Origin of the sequence: Paraburkholderia sp. EG304 (assembly GCF_046543485.1) — a bacterium.
GTDB classification, from domain to species: Bacteria; Pseudomonadota; Gammaproteobacteria; order Burkholderiales; family Burkholderiaceae; genus Paraburkholderia; species Paraburkholderia youngii.
Window position 1 is genome coordinate 346,251 of record NZ_JBKGUA010000004.1, and the last position, 16,638, is coordinate 362,888.

Sequence of the window (16,638 nt, forward strand, 5' to 3'; positions counted from 1 at the left end):
ATCCTTCTTTTAATGTGCGGCGGGCGTCGAGCCCGCGGCATTGGGTTGTGGACTCGTAACGGCGTCCACCACGCGCTCCATTTGCATGAAACGCGAGCCTTTCACGAGAAGCGTTGCGGCAGCGCCGAAGCCGGCCTGCTGCAATTGCGCGACCAGCGCGCCGACATCGGCGACGTGGTGCGCGCCCGCGCCGTATGCGGTGCAGGCGTCGCGCGAGGCGTCGCCCATCGCATACAGCGCGTCGATGCCGCGCTCTTTCGCATACGCGCCGATTTCGCGGTGAAACGCCGGGCCGTTGTCGCCGACTTCGCCCATGTCGCCCATCACGAGCACACGCGGCGATTCACGCGACGCGAGCACGTCGATCGCGGCGCGCATCGAATCGGGATTCGCGTTGTAGGTGTCGTCGATCACGGTTGCGCCCGCGAGCGAGCCGAGCGCGGCCTGCTTGACCTGCAGACGGCCCTTCACCGCGCCGAACGATTCGAGTCCGCGCTGGATCGCGTCGAGCGACACACCCGCGGCCAACGCGGCCGAGGTCGCCGCGAGCGCGTTGTGCGCGTTGTGATCGCCGAGCACCTGCAGCGTCACGTCGAGATGGCCTTGCGGCGTGTCGATGCTCAAACGCTTGCCGTCGAACGTGCCCTGCACCGCGGCTTCGGTGGTGCGCTCCGCGCTGTTCAACGCGAAATCGACGATGCGGTTGCCGGTGGCGGCGACACGCCAGATGCTCGCGTACGCGTCATCGGCGGGAAACACTGCCGTGCCCTCCGGCGACAGTGCGTGAATCACGCTCGCGTGTTCGAGCGCGACCGCTTCGACGGTCGCCATGAATTCCTGGTGCTCGCGCTGCGCGTTGTTGACGACCGCGACCGTCGGCTCGGCGAGCTTCGCGAGCTGTTCAGTTTCGCCCGGATGGTTCATGCCGAGCTCGACCACCGCGAGCCGATGCGCGGCATGCAGACGGAACAGCGTGAGCGGCAGGCCGATGTCGTTGTTGAAATTGCCGGCGGTGGCCAGACGCGCGTCCGCGCCGACCGCGGCCGCGAAGATCGACGCGATCATTTCCTTGACCGTGGTCTTGCCGTTGCTGCCGGTGACCGCGACGAGCGGCAGGTCGAACTGACGACGCCAGCCGCGCGCGAGCGCGCCGAGCGCTGCGCGCGTATCGGCGACGCGAATCGCTGGCACGCTCCAGTTCTCCGGCGTGCGCGCGACCAGCACGGCCGCGACGTTGCGCTCGGCGACTTGCGGCAGGAAGTCGTGCGCGTCGAATCGATCGCCCTTGATCGCGATGAACAGATCGCCGGGACCGGCGCTGCGGCTGTCGGTCGACACGCGTTCGAAGCGCACGCTGTCGTCGCCGCTGACGCTCGCGCCGGGAATCTGCGCGGCGGCTGCTCGTAGCGAGAACATCGTCATTCGCCACCTCCGCGAGTTTGTGTGGCCCGCGCGGCGAGCGCGAGGCGGGCGTGGTCCTGATCGGAAAAAGCGCGTTTCTTGCCCATGATTTCCTGTGTCGCTTCGTGCCCCTTGCCGGCCAGCACGATCACGTCTTCACGCGCGGCGCCGCGGATCGCCTGCAGGATCGCGCTCGCGCGGTCTTCGACGCGGCGCGCCTGCGACGCATCCTGCATGCCCGCGGTAATTTGCTCGATGATCGCGAGCGGGTCTTCGCTGCGCGGGTTGTCGCTCGTCACGACGACGTTGTCCGCCAGCCGCTCGGCGATTGCGCCCATCAACGGACGCTTGGTCGCATCGCGGTCGCCGCCGCAGCCGAACATGCAGACGAGTTCGCCGCCGCGCGCGGTCGCGATCGGGCGCAGTGCCTCGAGCGTTTTTTCGAGCGCGTCGGGTGTGTGTGCGTAATCGATCACGACGAGCGGCTCGTCGTTTTGCAGTCGGCCGCCCAAACGCTGCATGCGGCCGTTCACCGGTTCCAGCTTTGCGAGTTCGGCGAGCGCCGCGCCGAACGGCACGTCCGCGGCGAGCAGCACGCCGAGCACAGCAAGCAGATTGCTGACGTTGAAGAGGCCGAGCGTTTGCACTTCGACGTCGGCGTTGCCCCAGTCCGAGGTGCTCAGATGAAACGCGGTGCCGGTCGCGGTCGCACGCACGTTCGATGCGGTCAGCCACGCGTCCGCTTGTGGCGCATTCGTGGCGCCGGCGTCGCCATGCTCGCCCTCGATGCCATAAGCGATGGTGCGAGCGTGACCACGCGTGCTCGCGAGCAAACGCCGGCCGGCGGCATCGTCGCGATTGATCACGGCCGCGCGCAGCTCGGGCCATGCGAACAGGCGCGCCTTGGCGGCTTCATAGGCCTCGAACGTGCCGTGATAGTCGAGATGGTCCTGCGTCAGATTCGTGAACACCGCGATGTCGAAAGCGGTGCCGTTCACGCGCCCCTGATGCAGCGCATGCGACGACACTTCCATCGCCACCGCCTGCGCGCCCGCGTCACGCAATTGCGCGAGGCTGCGCTGCAATTGCGGTGCGTCGGGCGTCGTGAAGCCGGTGTGCACGAGCTGACCAACGAGGCCCGTGCCGAGCGTGCCGACGATCGCACAGCGCGTGCCGCGCGCGGACAGCGCCGCGGCGACCCACTGGCTGCAAGACGTCTTGCCGTTCGTGCCGGTGATGCCGACCGCGAGCATCGCGTCGCTCGGATCGCGATACCACGCGCTCGCGATCGTGCCGGCGAGTTCGTTCAAAGCCGGTACCGCATGCGCGACGGACGCGTCGAGCTTGCCGGTGAAGCCTTCGGGTTGCACGAGCACGGCGGCCGCGCCGCGCTCGATCGCCGCGTCGATGAACGCGCGGTTGTCCGCGCCATCGACCGCGTACGCGAAGAATGCGTCGCCGGCCGCGAGCGAGCGCGTGTCGGCGTGCAGATGCGCGCCTGGCTGCACGTGCGCGCGCAGCCAGGCGAGGGCGTCGGCGATCTGCCGGTGCGCTGGATGTTGCTCGCGCAGCGCGCTCATCGCTCGACTCCTGGATGGGTTTTCTGGTTGGCGGAAATGGTCACCTTCTTCACGCCCGGGTTCGTCGGCAGCTTCTTCGCCCCGGACGGCGCCGACGGCGCGCCGGGCGCGGGCGGCGCCGAATCGTCGGACACCACCATCTGCTTGACCGGCATGTCGGGCGGCACGTTCAGCGCGCGCAGCGTATCGCCGACGATGCCCGAGAACACCGGGCCCGACACCTGGCCGCCGAAGTGGCTACCCGCCGTCGGCTCGTCGACCGACACTGCAACGACGATGCGTGGATTCGGCATCGGCGCCATCCCGACGAACGACGCGCGATATTTGGAGTGGTCGTAGCCGTGCGGTCCGTGCTTGTACGCGGTACCGCTCTTGCCGCCGACGCGATAGCCGGGCACCGCCGCATCCGGCGACGTGCCTTGTGCCGACACGACGGTTTCGAGCATCGCGCGCACTTCACGCGCGGTGGTCGGCGAAAAGATCTGCGGACCGGTGGCCGGCTGGTCGCCCGGCGCGTGGAAGATCGTCACCGGCATGATCTGGCCGTCGTGCGCGATCGCGGTGTACGCGCGGCCGAGCTGGAACAGCGACACCGACAGGCCGTAGCCGTACGACATCGTCGCCTGCTCGATGCGGCGCCAGCTCTTCCACGGACGCAGGCGGCCCGCCGCCGCGCCCGGAAAACCGACCTTCGGCGCCTGGCCGAGACCGATGCTGGTATACATATTCCACATTTCTTCGGGCCGTAGCTGCATCGCGATCTTCGTCGCGCCGATGTTGCTCGACTTCTGGATCACGCCGCCGACCGTCAGCACGCCGAAGCCGCTGTCGTCGGTGATCGGCGCGCCGTCGAGTACGAAGTGACCGTTGCCCGTATCTACCAGTGTAGTCGGCGTCACCCGGTGCAGATCGAGCGCGAGCGACACCGTGAACGGCTTCATGATCGAGCCCGGCTCGAACGTGTCGGTCAGGATGCGGTTGCGCAGCTGCTCGCCGGTCAGGTGCGAGCGGTCGTTCGGGTTGTAGGTCGGGTAGTTGACGAGCGCGAGCACTTCGCCGGTGCGCACGTCGATCACCATCGCCGCGCCGGCCTTCGCCTTGAATTTTTCGACGGCCGCTTTCAGGTTCGTATAGGCGATGTACTGGATCTTGCTGTCGATCGACAGGTCGACGTCCTTGCCATTGTGCGGCACGACCTGCTCGTCGACGTCCTCGATGATGTGACCAATCCGGTCCTTGATCACGCGACGGCTGCCCGAGGTGCCCGCGAGCAGCTTCTGGTCGCCGAGCTCGACGCCTTCCTGGCCCTCGTCCTCGACGTTGGTGAAGCCGATCAGGTGAGCGGTGATCTCGCCTTCCGGATAGAAGCGCTTGTACTCGGCGCGCGAGTAAATGCCGGGGATGTCGAGCGCCGCGACTTTATCGGCGACGTCCACCGGCACCTGGCGCTTCACGTAGACGAAGGTCTTGTCTTCCGACAGCTTCGAGCGCAGTTCCTTCGTCGTCATGCCGAGCAATTTGCCGAGCGCGTCGAGCTTGTCGGCGCCGAGGTCGTCCGGCACCGATTCGGGAATCGCCCAGATTGCGCGCACCGGCAGACTCGTGGCGAGCACGAGACCGTTGCGGTCGAGAATCTTGCCGCGCGTGGCGGGCATGTCGATGCGGCGCTGATAGCGGATTTCGCCCTGCTTCAGATAGAACGCGTTCCCCGGTCCCTGAATCCAGAACGCGCGCCCGGCGAGCGCGACGAACGCCATGAACAGCAGGAACACGACGAGCTTCGAGCGCCACATCGGCAGGCGCACCGACAGAATCGGGTTGGCCGAGAACGCAACGCTCTTGTGCGCCGACGATTTTTTCATCGCGTGGCTCCGCGACGGGCTGCAACCGGCGCCGAGGCCGGCGCGGAAGTCGGAATGGGGGCGTCGAGCGCCGTTGCGGCACCCGGGGCGAGCGTCAGGTACTGCGTGCGGCCCGTGGTGGCCGATTGCATCTTCAGCGAGGCGGTGGCGAGTTGCTCGATGCGCGACGTTTTGGACAGCGCGCTCTGCTGATATTGAAGCTGCGAATAGTCCTGCTGCAGCTGACGCTCCTGCGACTGCGCGCGCTGCAGCTGGATAAAGATCTGACGCTGCTGATTGGTCGCGTTGACGACCGACAAGGCGCAGCCCATCACGATGATCAGCAGGAAGATATTGAGGCGGTTCATGGCGCGATCCGCTCCGCCACGCGCATCACGGCAGAACGGGCGCGCGGGTTGTCGGCGACTTCAGCGTCGCTCGCAAACACGCGGCCGATGATCTTGAGCGGAGGGCTCGGCAGGTCGACCGCGCGGATCGGCAGGCGGCGGTCGACCGCCGGCGTACTTGCGTGCGCCTGCATGAATCGCTTGACGATACGGTCCTCGAGCGAATGAAAGCTGATGACCACCAGCCGCCCCCCTTGCTCCAACAACGACAACGCTGCTTCTAGAACGACTTGCAGCTCCGCAAGCTCTTGATTGACGTGAATCCGTATAGCCTGAAAGGTGCGGGTTGCCGGGTCCTTGCCCTTCTCACGGGTTTTGACGACGTTAGCCACGATTTGGGCAAGCTCGCCCGTGCTGACGAGAGGCCCAAGACGGTCGGACTCTGCCCGGCGAGCAACAAGCGCCTTTGCAATCTGAAAAGCAAACCGTTCTTCCCCATAATCTCGTATCACCTCCGTCAGTTCCTGCACCGTAGCCCGCGCGAGCCAGTCAGCCGCGGATTCGCCGCGCGTCGGGTCCATCCGCATGTCGAGCGGGCCGTCGGCGCGGAAGCTGAAGCCCCGCTCCGGATCGTCGACTTGCGGCGACGACACGCCCAGATCCAGCAACACCCCCGACACACGCCCTACCCCGCGCTCCGCCATCGCGGCGCGCAGTGAAGCAAAACTCTCGTGGACGATGGCAAAGCGCGGGTCGGCGATCTTCTGCGCCGTCGCGATCGCGAGCGGATCTTTATCGAACGCGATCAACCGCCCCGCTTCACCAAGCCGCTCAAGTACGAGGCGGCTATGGCCGCCACGGCCGAACGTACCGTCCACATACGTGCCGTCGGCGCGCGTGACCAGCGCATCGACCGCTTCGTTCAACAGCACCGTGCGATGCTGCAATTCGTTTCTCATCGCAGAAGCCATATAAATAAGCCGCGATCAGAACGTGAAGTCTTTCAACGCGTCGGGCATGCCCTCGGCGATCGCCGCCTGTTCCTTCGCGGCGTAGATCTGTGCATCCCACAGCTCGAAATGACGGCCCATGCCGAGCAGCGTCACTTCCTTCTCCAGCGAGCCAGCCGCGCGCAACTCCGGCGACACGAGCACACGGCCTGCGCCGTCCATATCCACATCCATTGCATTGCCGAGAAAAATGCGTTTCCACCAAGCTGCGTTCATGGGCAGCTTGTCGACCTTGTCACGGAAGATTTCCCATTCGGGGCGCGGAAAGAGCAACAGGCAGCCGTCCGGGTGCTTGGTGATCGTCACCCGGCCCTCTGCCTGTGTTTGCAGCGCATCCCGATAACGAGAGGGGATCGACATCCGCCCTTTCGCATCGAGCGTCAGCGCCGACGCCCCTTGGAACACTTCGCTCTCCCCTATTGCGGTGCTGTTTGCGCCGCCCGCCCGGTCCGTGAAAATCTACCTGAAAGTGATGCCGAGAACACACAAAAATACACTTTCTCACACTGTCTCCCACTTTAGAGGAACGCTACACACGGGTCAAGGGAGCGGCCCGCTTTTCGGGCGGATTTTGTTTGTTAGAACAAGGACTTAGCGCGACTCCTTCACGTCCCGTATAAAACGGAAAACCGTTATAAATGAATGGGCTAGTGCAACTTGTGAAGGTGATACGTGAACAGTGCGGGGAAACAGCGCGGATTGAAAGAGATCGTTAAGGGATTCTGAAAGGAAAAGGACGACGCTGCGGGGACGAATGACGAACGGCGCGCGCGGCGCCGTGCCACTTGCGATTAATGCGTTCAGCGATGCTCGATGCGATACCTGCGGTGCGGCGGTCGACGAAGCAAAGCCGAAACGCTCATATGTAATAGGCGGTGCGCGTCATCACCTTCGACATCGCGCGCATCAACGCACGCGCCGGAAACGGCAACTCGATGCCACCAGCATCCATCGCGGCCTTGCCGTGCTGCACTTCATCGGCGCGCATCTGCTCGACGATCGCGCGCGACTCGTGGTCCGCGGCGGGCAGCTGATCGAGATGACTGTCGAGATGCTGCTCGACCTGGCGCTCCGTTTCGGCCATGAAGCCGAGGCTCACGCGATCGCCGAGACGTCCCGCGGCGAGCCCGATCGCAAGTGCGCCGGTGTACCACAGCGGATTGAGCAGACTCGGACGCGAGTCGAGCGCCTCGAGGCGTTTGGCGGTCCACGCCAGATGATCCTCTTCTTCCGATGCGGCGTGATCGAACATCGCGCGCAATGAAGGCGAGTCGGTAGCGAGTTTCTGCGCCTGGTAAAGCGCCTGCGCGCACACTTCGCCGACGTGGTTCACCCGCATCAAACCAGCTGCATGCGCGCGCTCCGCGGGCGAGAGTTCGGGCGCCTCGGCCGTCGCCGCGGAAACCTGCGGAAGCGGCAGCGGACGGCTCATCCGCGAGACCCCCGTCAGTGAGCGTAAACCCCGATCAAACTCGCCAATCAACTCGTCCAGCAACATAAAGCGCTCCCTGATTCGATAACCGCCGCATCGTTCCGGAAGGTCCGTGGGACAAGGCCTTGCGACGCGAAAGCCGCGATCCGACAGGCCTCAATTCGCATGAAATGGGCGGTTAATTTCGGATTCTAGACCATGTTGCGTAAACGAAACAGCGGCCGTCCGGCGCGCCTCCTTTTTCTTTGTCCCATGTATGCCTTTTGTTACATTACGTGGCAACTTCTCGCGAAGTTGGACAAGCAAGGCCTTAGCACCAACTAAATATTTCGCCTTGAACAAAAGATTCGTAATCCTTGGAGATCATTCGATGAAAAAGTCGCTTCTCGCTCTCGCAGCACTGGGCGCATTCGCAGGCGTCGCTCATGCGCAGAGCAGCGTGACCCTGTACGGCATCGTTGACGTTGGTATCAACATGAATACCAATGCTGGTGGCTTTCACAAGTACGACATGTCTAGCGGCGTCCTGCAAGGCTCGCGTTTCGGCCTGCGTGGCACGGAAGATCTGGGCGGCGGTCTGAAGGCGCTGTTCGTTCTGGAAAACGGCTTTGACGTGACGAACGGTTCGCTCGGCCAGAAGGGCCTGATGTTCGGTCGTCAGGCATACGTCGGTCTGTCGAGCACCTTCGGCACGGTCACGCTGGGTCGTCAGTATGACTCCGTGGTCGACTACGTCGGTCCGTTCGAATCGGGTGATCAGTGGGGCGGCTACATCGCCGCGCACCCGGGCGATATCGACAACTTCAACAACGCCTATCGCACCAACAACACGGTCAAGTACACGAGCGCGAACTACGGCGGCCTGACGTTCGGCGGCACGTACAGCTTCGGCGGCCAGGCAGGCAACTTCACCGGCAACCAGATCTGGTCGTTGGGTGCGGGCTACAACAACGGTCCGCTGGCATTGGGCGTTGGTTATTTGAACGCGCGCACGCCGGCAGCTTCGGGCGGCCTGTTCAACAACGGCGGCACGATCGCGGCACCGAATGCCGCTGTGTCGAGCACGGTGTACTCGGGCTTCACGTCGGCTAACACGTACCAGGTCATTGGCGCAGGCGGCGCATACACGTTCGGCGCAGCAACCATCGGCCTGACTTATTCGAACATCCAGTTCGGCAACCTCGGCAAGACCTTCGCGTCGCCGTTCGCTGGCCAGAAGGCAACCTTCAACAACGGCGAAATCAACTTCAAGTATCAGTTGACCCCGGCACTGCTGGTCGGCGCGGCGTATGACTACACGCGCGGCACGCAGGTCGAAGGCAACTCGCGTGCTCAGTACCATCAGGGCGCACTGGGCGTGGACTACTTCCTGTCGAAGCGTACCGACGTGTACCTGGTCGGCGTCTACCAGCACGCTCTGGGCGACACCGTCAACGCAGCCGGCAACGTGGTTGCAGCCACGGCAAACATCAACGGCCTGACCGCCTCGTCGAGCAACAACCAGTTCACGGCGCGCGTCGGTATCCGTCACAAGTTCTAATAAGTCGTCAATACGCAGTTTGCCTCAAAGGCGCCTTCGGGCGCCTTTTTTTATGCGCGGGTTTTGTAGGCGCAACGAAAAAGCCCGGCGCACTTTCGTGCGCCGGGCTTTTCTGTTCTTCGCTCGCTTAAGCCCTGCCGTCGCGCAACTCGCGGCGCAGGATCTTGCCGACGTTGCTCTTCGGCAGTTCGGTGCGGAATTCGACGACCTTGGGCCGCTTGTAGCCGGTCAGTTGCGTTTTGCAGTACGCGAAGATCTGTTCGTCGGTCAGCGACGGGTCCTTCTTCACGACGAACAGCTTCACGGCCTCACCCGAATGCTGATCGGGCACGCCGACCGCCGCGACTTCGAACACGCCCGGCAGCTTTGCGACGACGTCCTCGACTTCATTCGGATATACGTTGAAGCCGGACACCAGAATCATGTCCTTCTTGCGATCGACGATCTTCACGAAGCCGTCCGCGCTCATGATGCCGACGTCACCGGATTTAAAGAAGCCGTCGGCCGTCATCACCTTGGCGGTTTCGTCGGGACGGTTCCAGTAGCCCGCCATCAGCTGCGGGCCGCGGATGCAGATCTCGCCTGCCTGGCCGGGCGGCAATTCGTTGCCTGAGTCGTCGCGAATCGAGATCTCGGTCGACGGCAGCGGCAGGCCGATCGTGCCGCTGTATTCAGTGACGGTGACGGGGTTGCAGGTCACGCACGGCGACGTTTCCGACAGCCCATAGCCTTCGACGATCGGCGTGCGCGTCCGCTCGAACCAGCGCTTCGCGACCGCCTCCTGCACCGCCATGCCGCCGGCGTTCGCGGTCAGCAGCTTCGAGAAGTCGAGCTTGTGGAAATCGGGGCTGTTCAACATCGCGTTGTACAGCGTGTTGACGGCGGGAATCGTCGTGATCGCATAACCCTCGAGCGACTTGATCATGCCAGGGATATCGCGCGGATTCGGGATCAGCACGCCGAGACCGCCGGTGCGGATCGTCAGCAGCCCGCACACGGTCAGCGCGAACACGTGATACAGCGGCAGAGCAACGACCGTAATGAACTGGTCGATATCGGTGCGGTTCGCGCGCACCGGATTGAGCCAGACTTCCGACTGCAGCACGTTCGCGATCAGGTTCCGGTGCAGCAGCGTCGCGCCCTTGGCCACGCCGGTGGTGCCGCCCGTGTATTGCAGAAACGCGATATCGTCAGGCCCCTGCTGGACCGGCTTGAACGTCAGGCGCGCGCCCTCCGAGACCGCGTCGTTGAACCTGACGTGTCCGGGCAGGCTCCACGCCGGCACCATCTTCTTGACCTTGCGCACCACAAAGTTCACGAGCGGGCCTTTGATCCCCATCAGGTCGCCCATCGCCGCGACGACCACATGCTTGACCGGCGTATTGCGCACGATTGCCTGCAAGGTCCCCGCGAAATTTTCGAGCAGGATGATCGCCTCAGCGCCGCTGTCCTTCAGTTGGTGTTCGAGTTCGCGCGGCGTGTACAGCGGATTCACATTCACGACCACATAGCCCGCGCGCAGAATCGCGGCGATTGCGACCGGATATTGCAGCACGTTCGGCATCATGATCGCGACACGCGCGCCGCGCGCGAGCCCTTTCGACTGCAGCCACGCCGCAAGATGGCGCGAGAGCTGGTCGAGTTCACCGTAGCTGATCTGCTTGCCCATGCACACGAACGCCGGCTTCGCGCGGTGTTCGCGAAAGGCTTCCTCGAGCAACTCGGCCACCGACGAATAGCGTGTCGGGTCGATCTCTGCGGGAACGCCGGGCGGATAAGACTTCAGCCAGATTTTCTCCATGCAGCGTCTCCTGAATTATTTTCGAATGATCGTGCTAAAAACGCATCGTAGCATGGGCATATTGCCGCCAATGGCCAAAGCGATGGGGTTAGACGGCAGCCTCGAACTTGCGCGGCTCGCCGTCGGCTTCAAGGTGCGGTGCGGCTTTCAGGCCCGCTCGACTTCGACGAGACAGTCGTAAAACGTCGCGGAACCGCCGAGATCGGTGAGTGCCTGGCTCGTCAACTGGTTGGCGTTACGGCCGTCCGGCGCGAGCTTCTTCCACCAGATCGACAACCCGACGACCAGGCCTTCGCGCGCCCGGTCGGTCACGCGGGCGCGCGCCTGCATCGAGCCGCGGTCGTTGAAGATGCGCACCTGATCGCCGTCGCCGATGCCGCGCGCGCGCGCGTCCGCAGGGTGGATGTCGAGATGGGGCTCGCCCTCGGTAGCGCGCAGACTCTCGATGTTCACGAAGGTGCTGTTCAGGAAGTTGCGCGCTGGAGGCGAAATCATCGCGAGCGGATAGCGGGCCGCCAGTTCGGGCGAGCCGTCGGCCGATTCGTAGGGTGCCAGGTAGTCCGGCAGCGGGTCGAGGCCCTGTTGGGCGAGCCGCTCGCTGTAGAACTCGCACTTGCCGGATGGCGTGCGAAAACCGCCGTCGGCAAATGGCGCGTCGGGTAGATTGAGACGGGCCCAGCCGGCTTGCTTCAGCAGCGGCCAGTCGACACCGTCCAGCGTCTTGTCTTCCCAGCGAAATGCGGCTTGCGCGACGGCTTCATCGCTGTCGAAGAGTGACGGTTCCGTCAGGCCCATGCGGCGCGCGAGGCCGCGGAAGATCTCGGTATTCGGGCGTGCGTCGCCAAACGGCGCGATCGCGGGCAGGTTGACCATCACGTGCGTGTGGCCGTATGACTTGTGCACGTCGAGATGCTCGAGCTGGGTCGTGGCGGGCAGCAGCAGATCGGCGTAATCCGCGGTGTCGGTCTGGAAATGCTCGAGCACGATCGTGAAAAGATCCTCGCGCGCAAAGCCAGCCGCGACGCGCTCGGAGTCCGGCGCGACCGCGACCGGATTCGAGTTGTAGACGACGATCGCTTCGACTTTGGGGCCGAACGTCGCGTCGCCCGGGTGCAGCAACGCGTCGCCGATCGCATTCATATTGATCACGCGGCTCGGCTTCGACGGCCAGCCCGGCATCAGGTCGGGACGCTGCAACGCCTGGGAGTCGACCGGCGCCCAACCGCTCGCCGACAACAGCGCCCCGCCCGCGCGCTCGCGCCATGCGCCGGTCAGCGACGGCAAACACGCGATCGCGCGCACCGCATTGCCGCCGCCGCGCACCCGCTGCAGACCGTAGTTCAAGCGGATCGCGGCTTTCTTCGTGCTGGCGTAAAGTCGCGCAAGATCGGCAATTTCTTCCTCTTTGACGTCACAAATTTCGCTAACGCGTGACAGTGGATAGCTGAGCGCGCGCAGCTTCAAGTCAGCGAAGCCCAGCGTGTGCGCCGCGATGTATTCGTGGTCGAGCAGATCCTCGGTGATCAGCACGTTCATGATGCCGAGCGCGAGAGCCCCGTCGGTTCCGGGCTTCAGCGCGATGTGCTGGTGGCATTTCTCCGCGGTCAGCGAGCGATACGGATCGATTGCGATCAGCCGGGCGCCGCGACGCTTGGCTTCCTGCGCGCGCGTCCAGAAATGCAGATTCGATGCGATCGGATTGGCGCCCCAGATCAGAATCACTTCGCTTTCGGCGAAAAACTCGCTGTGCATACCGACGCCGCCGCCATACGTGTATTTGAGGCCAGCTGCGCCGGCAGCCGCACAAATCGTTCGATCCAACTGCGATGCGCCGAGCTTGTGGAAGAAGCGTTGCGCGATGCTGTCGCCCTGCACCAAGCCCATCGTGCCAGCGTAGCTGTACGGCAGAATCGCTTCCGGCGCGCGACGGGCAATTTCGCCGAGGCGGTTTGCGGCAAGGTCCAATGCTTCGTCCCAGCTGATCGGCGCGAAGCGGCCCTCGCCCTTGCGGCCGACACGCTTCATCGGCGTCGTCAACCGGTTCGGATGGTACACGCGCTCCGCGTAGCGGCTGACCTTCGTGCACAGCACGCCCTGAGTCGGCGGATGGTCGGGATCGCCGGCGACCTTGATGGCCCGTCCGTTGTCGACGGTCACGCGCATCGCGCAGGTGTCGGGGCAATCGTGCGGGCACACGGCGCGCGCGAATTCGGTCGGGGCGTTCATCGGCAAGGTGTCCTGGCAAGCAGAAAGCGATCGGGCAAAATGGAATTTTATTACGTCAATAGGCCGCCGACCCGGGTGGTGCCGCCAAAAATGCCTTCGGCGTAGAATGAATTATCCGCAGTGCCCGGGCCGACGCGGTCCGCGGCGATCTCATGCTCGTCGAGCACAAACGCATAATCACTCCATCATGAAACTCATCCCCGAAATTCAGGCCGCTCGCGGCGAAATCCAGACCCTTCGACGAACCATCCATGCCCATCCGGAACTGCGCTACGAAGAGACGGTGACCGCTGATCTCGTCGCGCGTTCGCTCGAGTCCTGGGGCATCGAGACTCACCGTGGTTTGGGCAAGACGGGCGTGGTCGGCGTATTGAAGCGCGGGAACGGCTCGCGCGCGATTGGTTTGCGCGCCGACATGGATGCGCTCCCGATCCAGGAACTCAACAGCTTCGATCATCGTTCGACGAACGACGGCAAGATGCACGCGTGCGGGCATGATGGACATACGGCGATGCTGCTCGGTGCCGCGCATTACCTGGCCAAACATGGTGATTTCGACGGCACGATTGTGTTCATTTTCCAGCCGGCCGAAGAAGGGGGCGCCGGCGCGAAGGCGATGATCGACGACGGCCTGTTCACCAGATTTCCCGTGGATGCCGTGTTCGGCATTCACAACTGGCCGGGCATGCCGGCAGGCCACTTCGGCGTGACCGAAGGCCCCATCATGGCGTCGAGCAATGAATTTCGCATCGAAATCAAGGGCGTCGGCTCGCATGCGGCACTTCCGCACAACGGCCGTGACCCGGTCTTTACCGCGGTGCAAATCGCCAGCGGACTGCAAAGCATCATCACGCGCAACAAAAAGCCGCTGGATACCGCGGTATTGTCGATTACGCAAATACATGCCGGCGATGCGGTCAATGTCGTGCCGAACGACGCGTGGATCGCGGGGACCGTGCGGACCTTTACGACAGAAACGCTCGACCTGATCGAGTCACGCATGCGCAAGATCGCGCAAAGTACAGCCGAAGCATACGATTGCTCCGTTCAGATCCAATTCCACCGGAACTACCCGCCTACGATCAATAGTGGCGAGGAAGCGCGTTTTGCGGCGTCGGTCATGAAAGAGGTCGTTGGCGCGGAAAATGTCGATGACGCTGTTGAACCGACGATGGGCGCCGAGGATTTCTCGTTCATGCTGCTGGCGAAACCGGGTTGCTATGCTTTTTTGGGCAACGGCGATGGCGGCCACCGCGAAGCCGGCCACGGCGCGGGCCCTTGCATGCTGCACAATGCGAGTTATGACTTTAACGACGAGCTATTGCCGGTGGGGTCGACGTATTGGGTTCGACTGGCGCAGAAATTTCTGGCGCAGGGTAAGTAGAGAGTTGAGAAGCATTGAGGCGCGTGGAGGTTTTCGCTGTAAGCGCGTCTTCATTACCGTGTAGATTTCGTCGTTGAGTTTGGCTACTTTGGTGCCCACCAAATGAATGGTGGACGCAACAGTGGACAGCTCTCCTCAATCCGAACGGTCCAAGCGACCCAATTTTTCTGTTGAGTTCAAGCGGCAGATCGTCGAGGCGACGCTCAAGCCGGGCGCGTCGGCCGCGCTCATCGCTCGCGAGCACGACATCAACGCCAATCTGCTGTTCAAATGGCGTCGTCACTATCTTGCCGGCGATTTCGGCATGCCCGACGTGCCGTTGCCAGAGGCGCCTGCACTCAACTGGCTACCAGTGGCCGTAGCTGAGCCTTTACTGGAAGTGCCCGGCGAGCCCATCGTCGGACAGCGCCGGCACCTACGAGGTCGAATGCGGTGACGTCCTGCTACGCCTGAGCGCTGACACGTCCATCGCAAACCTGATCAGGATTGTGCGGGGTCTTGCCCGACGAGCCTGCTGATGCTGCCGTCCGCCGTTGGCCTGCCGTCCGGATCCCGTGTGTGGCTGGCCGCGGGAGTCACCGACATGCGGGCCGGATTCAACAGTCTCGCCGCCAAGGTGCAGACCGTGCTTGAACGGGATCCGTTCTGCGGGCACGTCTTCGTGTTTCGGGGCAAACGCGGCGATCTGCTCAAAGTGCTGTGGTGGAGCGGCGATGGCACGCGCCTGCTGATGAAGCGTCTCGAGAAGGGGCGCTTTGTATGGCCTCAAGCCGACGGTGCCGTTATCTGCCTGAGCCCGGCGCAACTTGTCGATGCTGCTCGAAGGCGTCGACTGGCGGCAACCAACGAGAACTGCACGACCGACCTCGGCGTTGTAAACGTCGTGGCCCGCGCGTAAACTGGTCGCATGACGCGCGCGAGCCCACTTCCCGACGATGTCGAAACGCTGAAGGCGATGCTGCTCAGCCACGAGGCGGCGCTGCACGAGCGCGACGCGCAGGTGTTCAAACTGCAGGAAACGATCGACTCGCAACAAGCCGCACTGGCCTCGCGCACAGCCGAGGTCGAACACCTGAAGCTGCTCATTGTCAAGCTGCGCCGTATGCAGTTCGGTCGCAAGTCGGAGAAGCTGGACCATCAGATCGAGCAACTGGAGCTGCGCCTCGAAGAGCCTTGAGGCCGACGAAGGGGCGGCGCCAGTCGAAATCCCGAAGGCGCCGCGCACGGCTGTGGAACAGGCACCTCGCAAGCCACTGCCAAAACATCTGCCGCGCTAGCTCCGAACCTACTTGCCTGAATCTGGCGGGAAGTGCTCGGAGTGCGGTGGCGAGATGCAGCCGCTGGGCGAAGACGTTGCCGAACAGCTCGAGTACGTACCGGCAAGCTTCCGGGTCATCCGTCATGTGCGCCCGAAGTTTGCGTGCGTGTGTTGCGATCACATCTCTCAGGCGCCTGCACCGAGCCTGCCCATCGAACGCGGTGTCGCCGGCCCATGGCTGCTCGCCCACGTGCTGGTCTCGAAGTTCGCAGATCATGTACCGCTTTACCGGCAGTCGGTCATGTACGCGCGAGAAGGCGTCGAGCTTGATCGCTCGCTGCTTGCGAAGTGGGTCGGTCACGCGGCGACGCTGCTTCAGCCGCTCGTTGAAACGTTGCGTCGACACGTGATGTCGGCGACCAAACTGCACGCTGACGACACGCCGGTTCCGGTGCTTGCACCGGGCAACGGCAAGACGAAAACCGGTCGCCTTTGGGTTTACGTGCGCGATGACCGCGCATCGGCCGACACGACGCCGTCGGCGGTGTGGTTCGTCTATACGCCGGCTCGTAAGGGCATCCAACCGCGACAGCATCTCGAATGATTCAACGGCACGCTGCAAGCCGATGCATACGGTGGCTACCAGGCCATCTATGAAACCGGGCGCGTCACGGATTCGGCCTGTTGGGCGCATTATCCCGAGTTGCGTTTTATGCCGAGTCTGCTTGCGTCGCCTTTGTGTGATCAGTCGTTGCGCGTCGCCGATCACGACATAAATCTCGGGAGTCAGAGAGAGTTCAGAAACGCCAGAAGGTTCG

Annotated in this window: 13 protein-coding genes and 1 pseudogene; 5 read left to right on the forward strand and 9 right to left on the reverse strand. The window is 63.5% G+C overall.

Annotated features, from left to right (window positions below; all coding sequences use genetic code 11):
* Positions 1-9: 9 nt before the first annotated feature.
* From ACLFKU_RS07650 to coq7, 7 genes are all read right to left on the reverse strand, one after another.
* Positions 10-1,422, reverse strand: coding sequence for a UDP-N-acetylmuramoyl-tripeptide--D-alanyl-D-alanine ligase (locus ACLFKU_RS07650; RefSeq protein WP_410848657.1), 1,413 nt, complete (start codon positions 1,420-1,422; stop codon positions 10-12).
* A complete protein-coding gene (locus ACLFKU_RS07655; protein WP_410848658.1) occupies positions 1,419-2,981 on the reverse strand; it encodes a UDP-N-acetylmuramoyl-L-alanyl-D-glutamate--2,6-diaminopimelate ligase in 1,563 nt (520 codons plus the stop codon). Before ACLFKU_RS07655 ends, ACLFKU_RS07650 begins: the two co-directional genes overlap by 4 nt.
* Positions 2,978-4,843, reverse strand: coding sequence for a peptidoglycan D,D-transpeptidase FtsI family protein (locus ACLFKU_RS07660; RefSeq protein WP_368624204.1), 1,866 nt, complete (start codon positions 4,841-4,843; stop codon positions 2,978-2,980). Before ACLFKU_RS07660 ends, ACLFKU_RS07655 begins: the two co-directional genes overlap by 4 nt.
* Positions 4,840-5,190, reverse strand: coding sequence for a cell division protein FtsL (gene ftsL / locus ACLFKU_RS07665; protein WP_368586825.1), 351 nt, complete (start codon positions 5,188-5,190; stop codon positions 4,840-4,842). Before ftsL ends, ACLFKU_RS07660 begins: the two co-directional genes overlap by 4 nt.
* Entirely contained in the window at positions 5,187-6,140 is a 954-nt protein-coding gene (gene rsmH / locus ACLFKU_RS07670) for a 16S rRNA (cytosine(1402)-N(4))-methyltransferase RsmH (RefSeq protein WP_176104975.1), read from the reverse strand. Before rsmH ends, ftsL begins: the two co-directional genes overlap by 4 nt.
* A gap of 15 nt (positions 6,141-6,155) precedes the next feature.
* Positions 6,156-6,584, reverse strand: a complete 429-nt coding sequence (gene mraZ, locus ACLFKU_RS07675; protein WP_013090620.1) for a division/cell wall cluster transcriptional repressor MraZ — start codon at positions 6,582-6,584, stop codon at positions 6,156-6,158.
* 454 nt (positions 6,585-7,038) lie between these two features.
* Positions 7,039-7,677: a 2-polyprenyl-3-methyl-6-methoxy-1,4-benzoquinone monooxygenase gene (coq7, locus tag ACLFKU_RS07680; protein WP_410848659.1), complete on the reverse strand. Its 639-nt coding sequence runs from the start codon at positions 7,675-7,677 to the stop codon at positions 7,039-7,041.
* 304 nt (positions 7,678-7,981) lie between these two features.
* On the opposite strand from coq7, the gene ACLFKU_RS07685 reads away from it, so the two are divergent.
* Complete coding sequence (locus ACLFKU_RS07685; protein WP_410848660.1) at positions 7,982-9,151, forward strand: porin; 1,170 nt, start codon at positions 7,982-7,984, stop codon at positions 9,149-9,151.
* 127 nt (positions 9,152-9,278) lie between these two features.
* On the opposite strand, the gene ACLFKU_RS07690 is transcribed toward ACLFKU_RS07685, so the two are convergent.
* The gene (locus ACLFKU_RS07690) at positions 9,279-10,952 is read right to left on the reverse strand and encodes a long-chain fatty acid--CoA ligase (RefSeq protein ID WP_410848661.1); all 1,674 of its coding nucleotides are present in this window, start codon (positions 10,950-10,952) and stop codon (positions 9,279-9,281) included.
* A 147-nt stretch (positions 10,953-11,099) separates the two neighbouring features.
* Complete coding sequence (locus ACLFKU_RS07695; protein ID WP_410848662.1) at positions 11,100-13,178, reverse strand: molybdopterin-dependent oxidoreductase; 2,079 nt, start codon at positions 13,176-13,178, stop codon at positions 11,100-11,102.
* Positions 13,179-13,365: 187 nt separating this feature from the next.
* Here ACLFKU_RS07695 and ACLFKU_RS07700 point away from each other — a divergent pair, with 187 nt between their 5' ends.
* From ACLFKU_RS07700 to tnpC, 4 genes and pseudogenes are all read left to right on the forward strand, one after another.
* Positions 13,366-14,562, forward strand: a complete 1,197-nt coding sequence (locus tag ACLFKU_RS07700; RefSeq protein WP_410848663.1) for a M20 aminoacylase family protein — start codon at positions 13,366-13,368, stop codon at positions 14,560-14,562.
* Between the two features lie 121 nt (positions 14,563-14,683).
* Positions 14,684-14,998 carry a transposase gene (locus ACLFKU_RS07705; protein WP_410848664.1) on the forward strand — a complete coding sequence of 105 codons (315 nt, stop codon included), beginning with the start codon at positions 14,684-14,686 and terminating at the stop codon, positions 14,996-14,998.
* 81 nt (positions 14,999-15,079) lie between these two features.
* Positions 15,080-15,460, forward strand: a complete 381-nt coding sequence (tnpB, locus tag ACLFKU_RS07710; protein ID WP_410848665.1) for an IS66 family insertion sequence element accessory protein TnpB — start codon at positions 15,080-15,082, stop codon at positions 15,458-15,460.
* A gap of 9 nt (positions 15,461-15,469) precedes the next feature.
* Positions 15,470-16,514 (forward strand): annotated as a pseudogene (gene tnpC, locus ACLFKU_RS07715) (IS66 family transposase); the annotation flags it as partial.
* Positions 16,515-16,638 lie beyond the last annotated feature (124 nt).

Bases quoted from the DNA above. Each gene is read 5' to 3' on its own strand.
- ACLFKU_RS07700 (WP_410848663.1), top strand. From the start codon at position 13,366: ATGAAACTCATCCCCGAAATTCAGGCCGCTCGCGGCGAAATCCAGACC.
- ACLFKU_RS07660 (WP_368624204.1), bottom strand. From the start codon at position 4,843: ATGAAAAAATCGTCGGCGCACAAGAGCGTTGCGTTCTCGGCCAACCCG.
- ftsL (WP_368586825.1), bottom strand. From the start codon at position 5,190: ATGAACCGCCTCAATATCTTCCTGCTGATCATCGTGATGGGCTGCGCC.
- ACLFKU_RS07685 (WP_410848660.1), top strand. From the start codon at position 7,982: ATGAAAAAGTCGCTTCTCGCTCTCGCAGCACTGGGCGCATTCGCAGGC.
- coq7 (WP_410848659.1), bottom strand. From the start codon at position 7,677: ATGTTGCTGGACGAGTTGATTGGCGAGTTTGATCGGGGTTTACGCTCA.
- ACLFKU_RS07650 (WP_410848657.1), bottom strand. From the start codon at position 1,422: ATGACGATGTTCTCGCTACGAGCAGCCGCCGCGCAGATTCCCGGCGCG.
- ACLFKU_RS07655 (WP_410848658.1), bottom strand. From the start codon at position 2,981: ATGAGCGCGCTGCGCGAGCAACATCCAGCGCACCGGCAGATCGCCGAC.
- ACLFKU_RS07695 (WP_410848662.1), bottom strand. From the start codon at position 13,178: ATGAACGCCCCGACCGAATTCGCGCGCGCCGTGTGCCCGCACGATTGC.
- ACLFKU_RS07690 (WP_410848661.1), bottom strand. From the start codon at position 10,952: ATGGAGAAAATCTGGCTGAAGTCTTATCCGCCCGGCGTTCCCGCAGAG.
- rsmH (WP_176104975.1), bottom strand. From the start codon at position 6,140: ATGGCTTCTGCGATGAGAAACGAATTGCAGCATCGCACGGTGCTGTTG.
- tnpB (WP_410848665.1), top strand. From the start codon at position 15,080: ATGCTGCCGTCCGCCGTTGGCCTGCCGTCCGGATCCCGTGTGTGGCTG.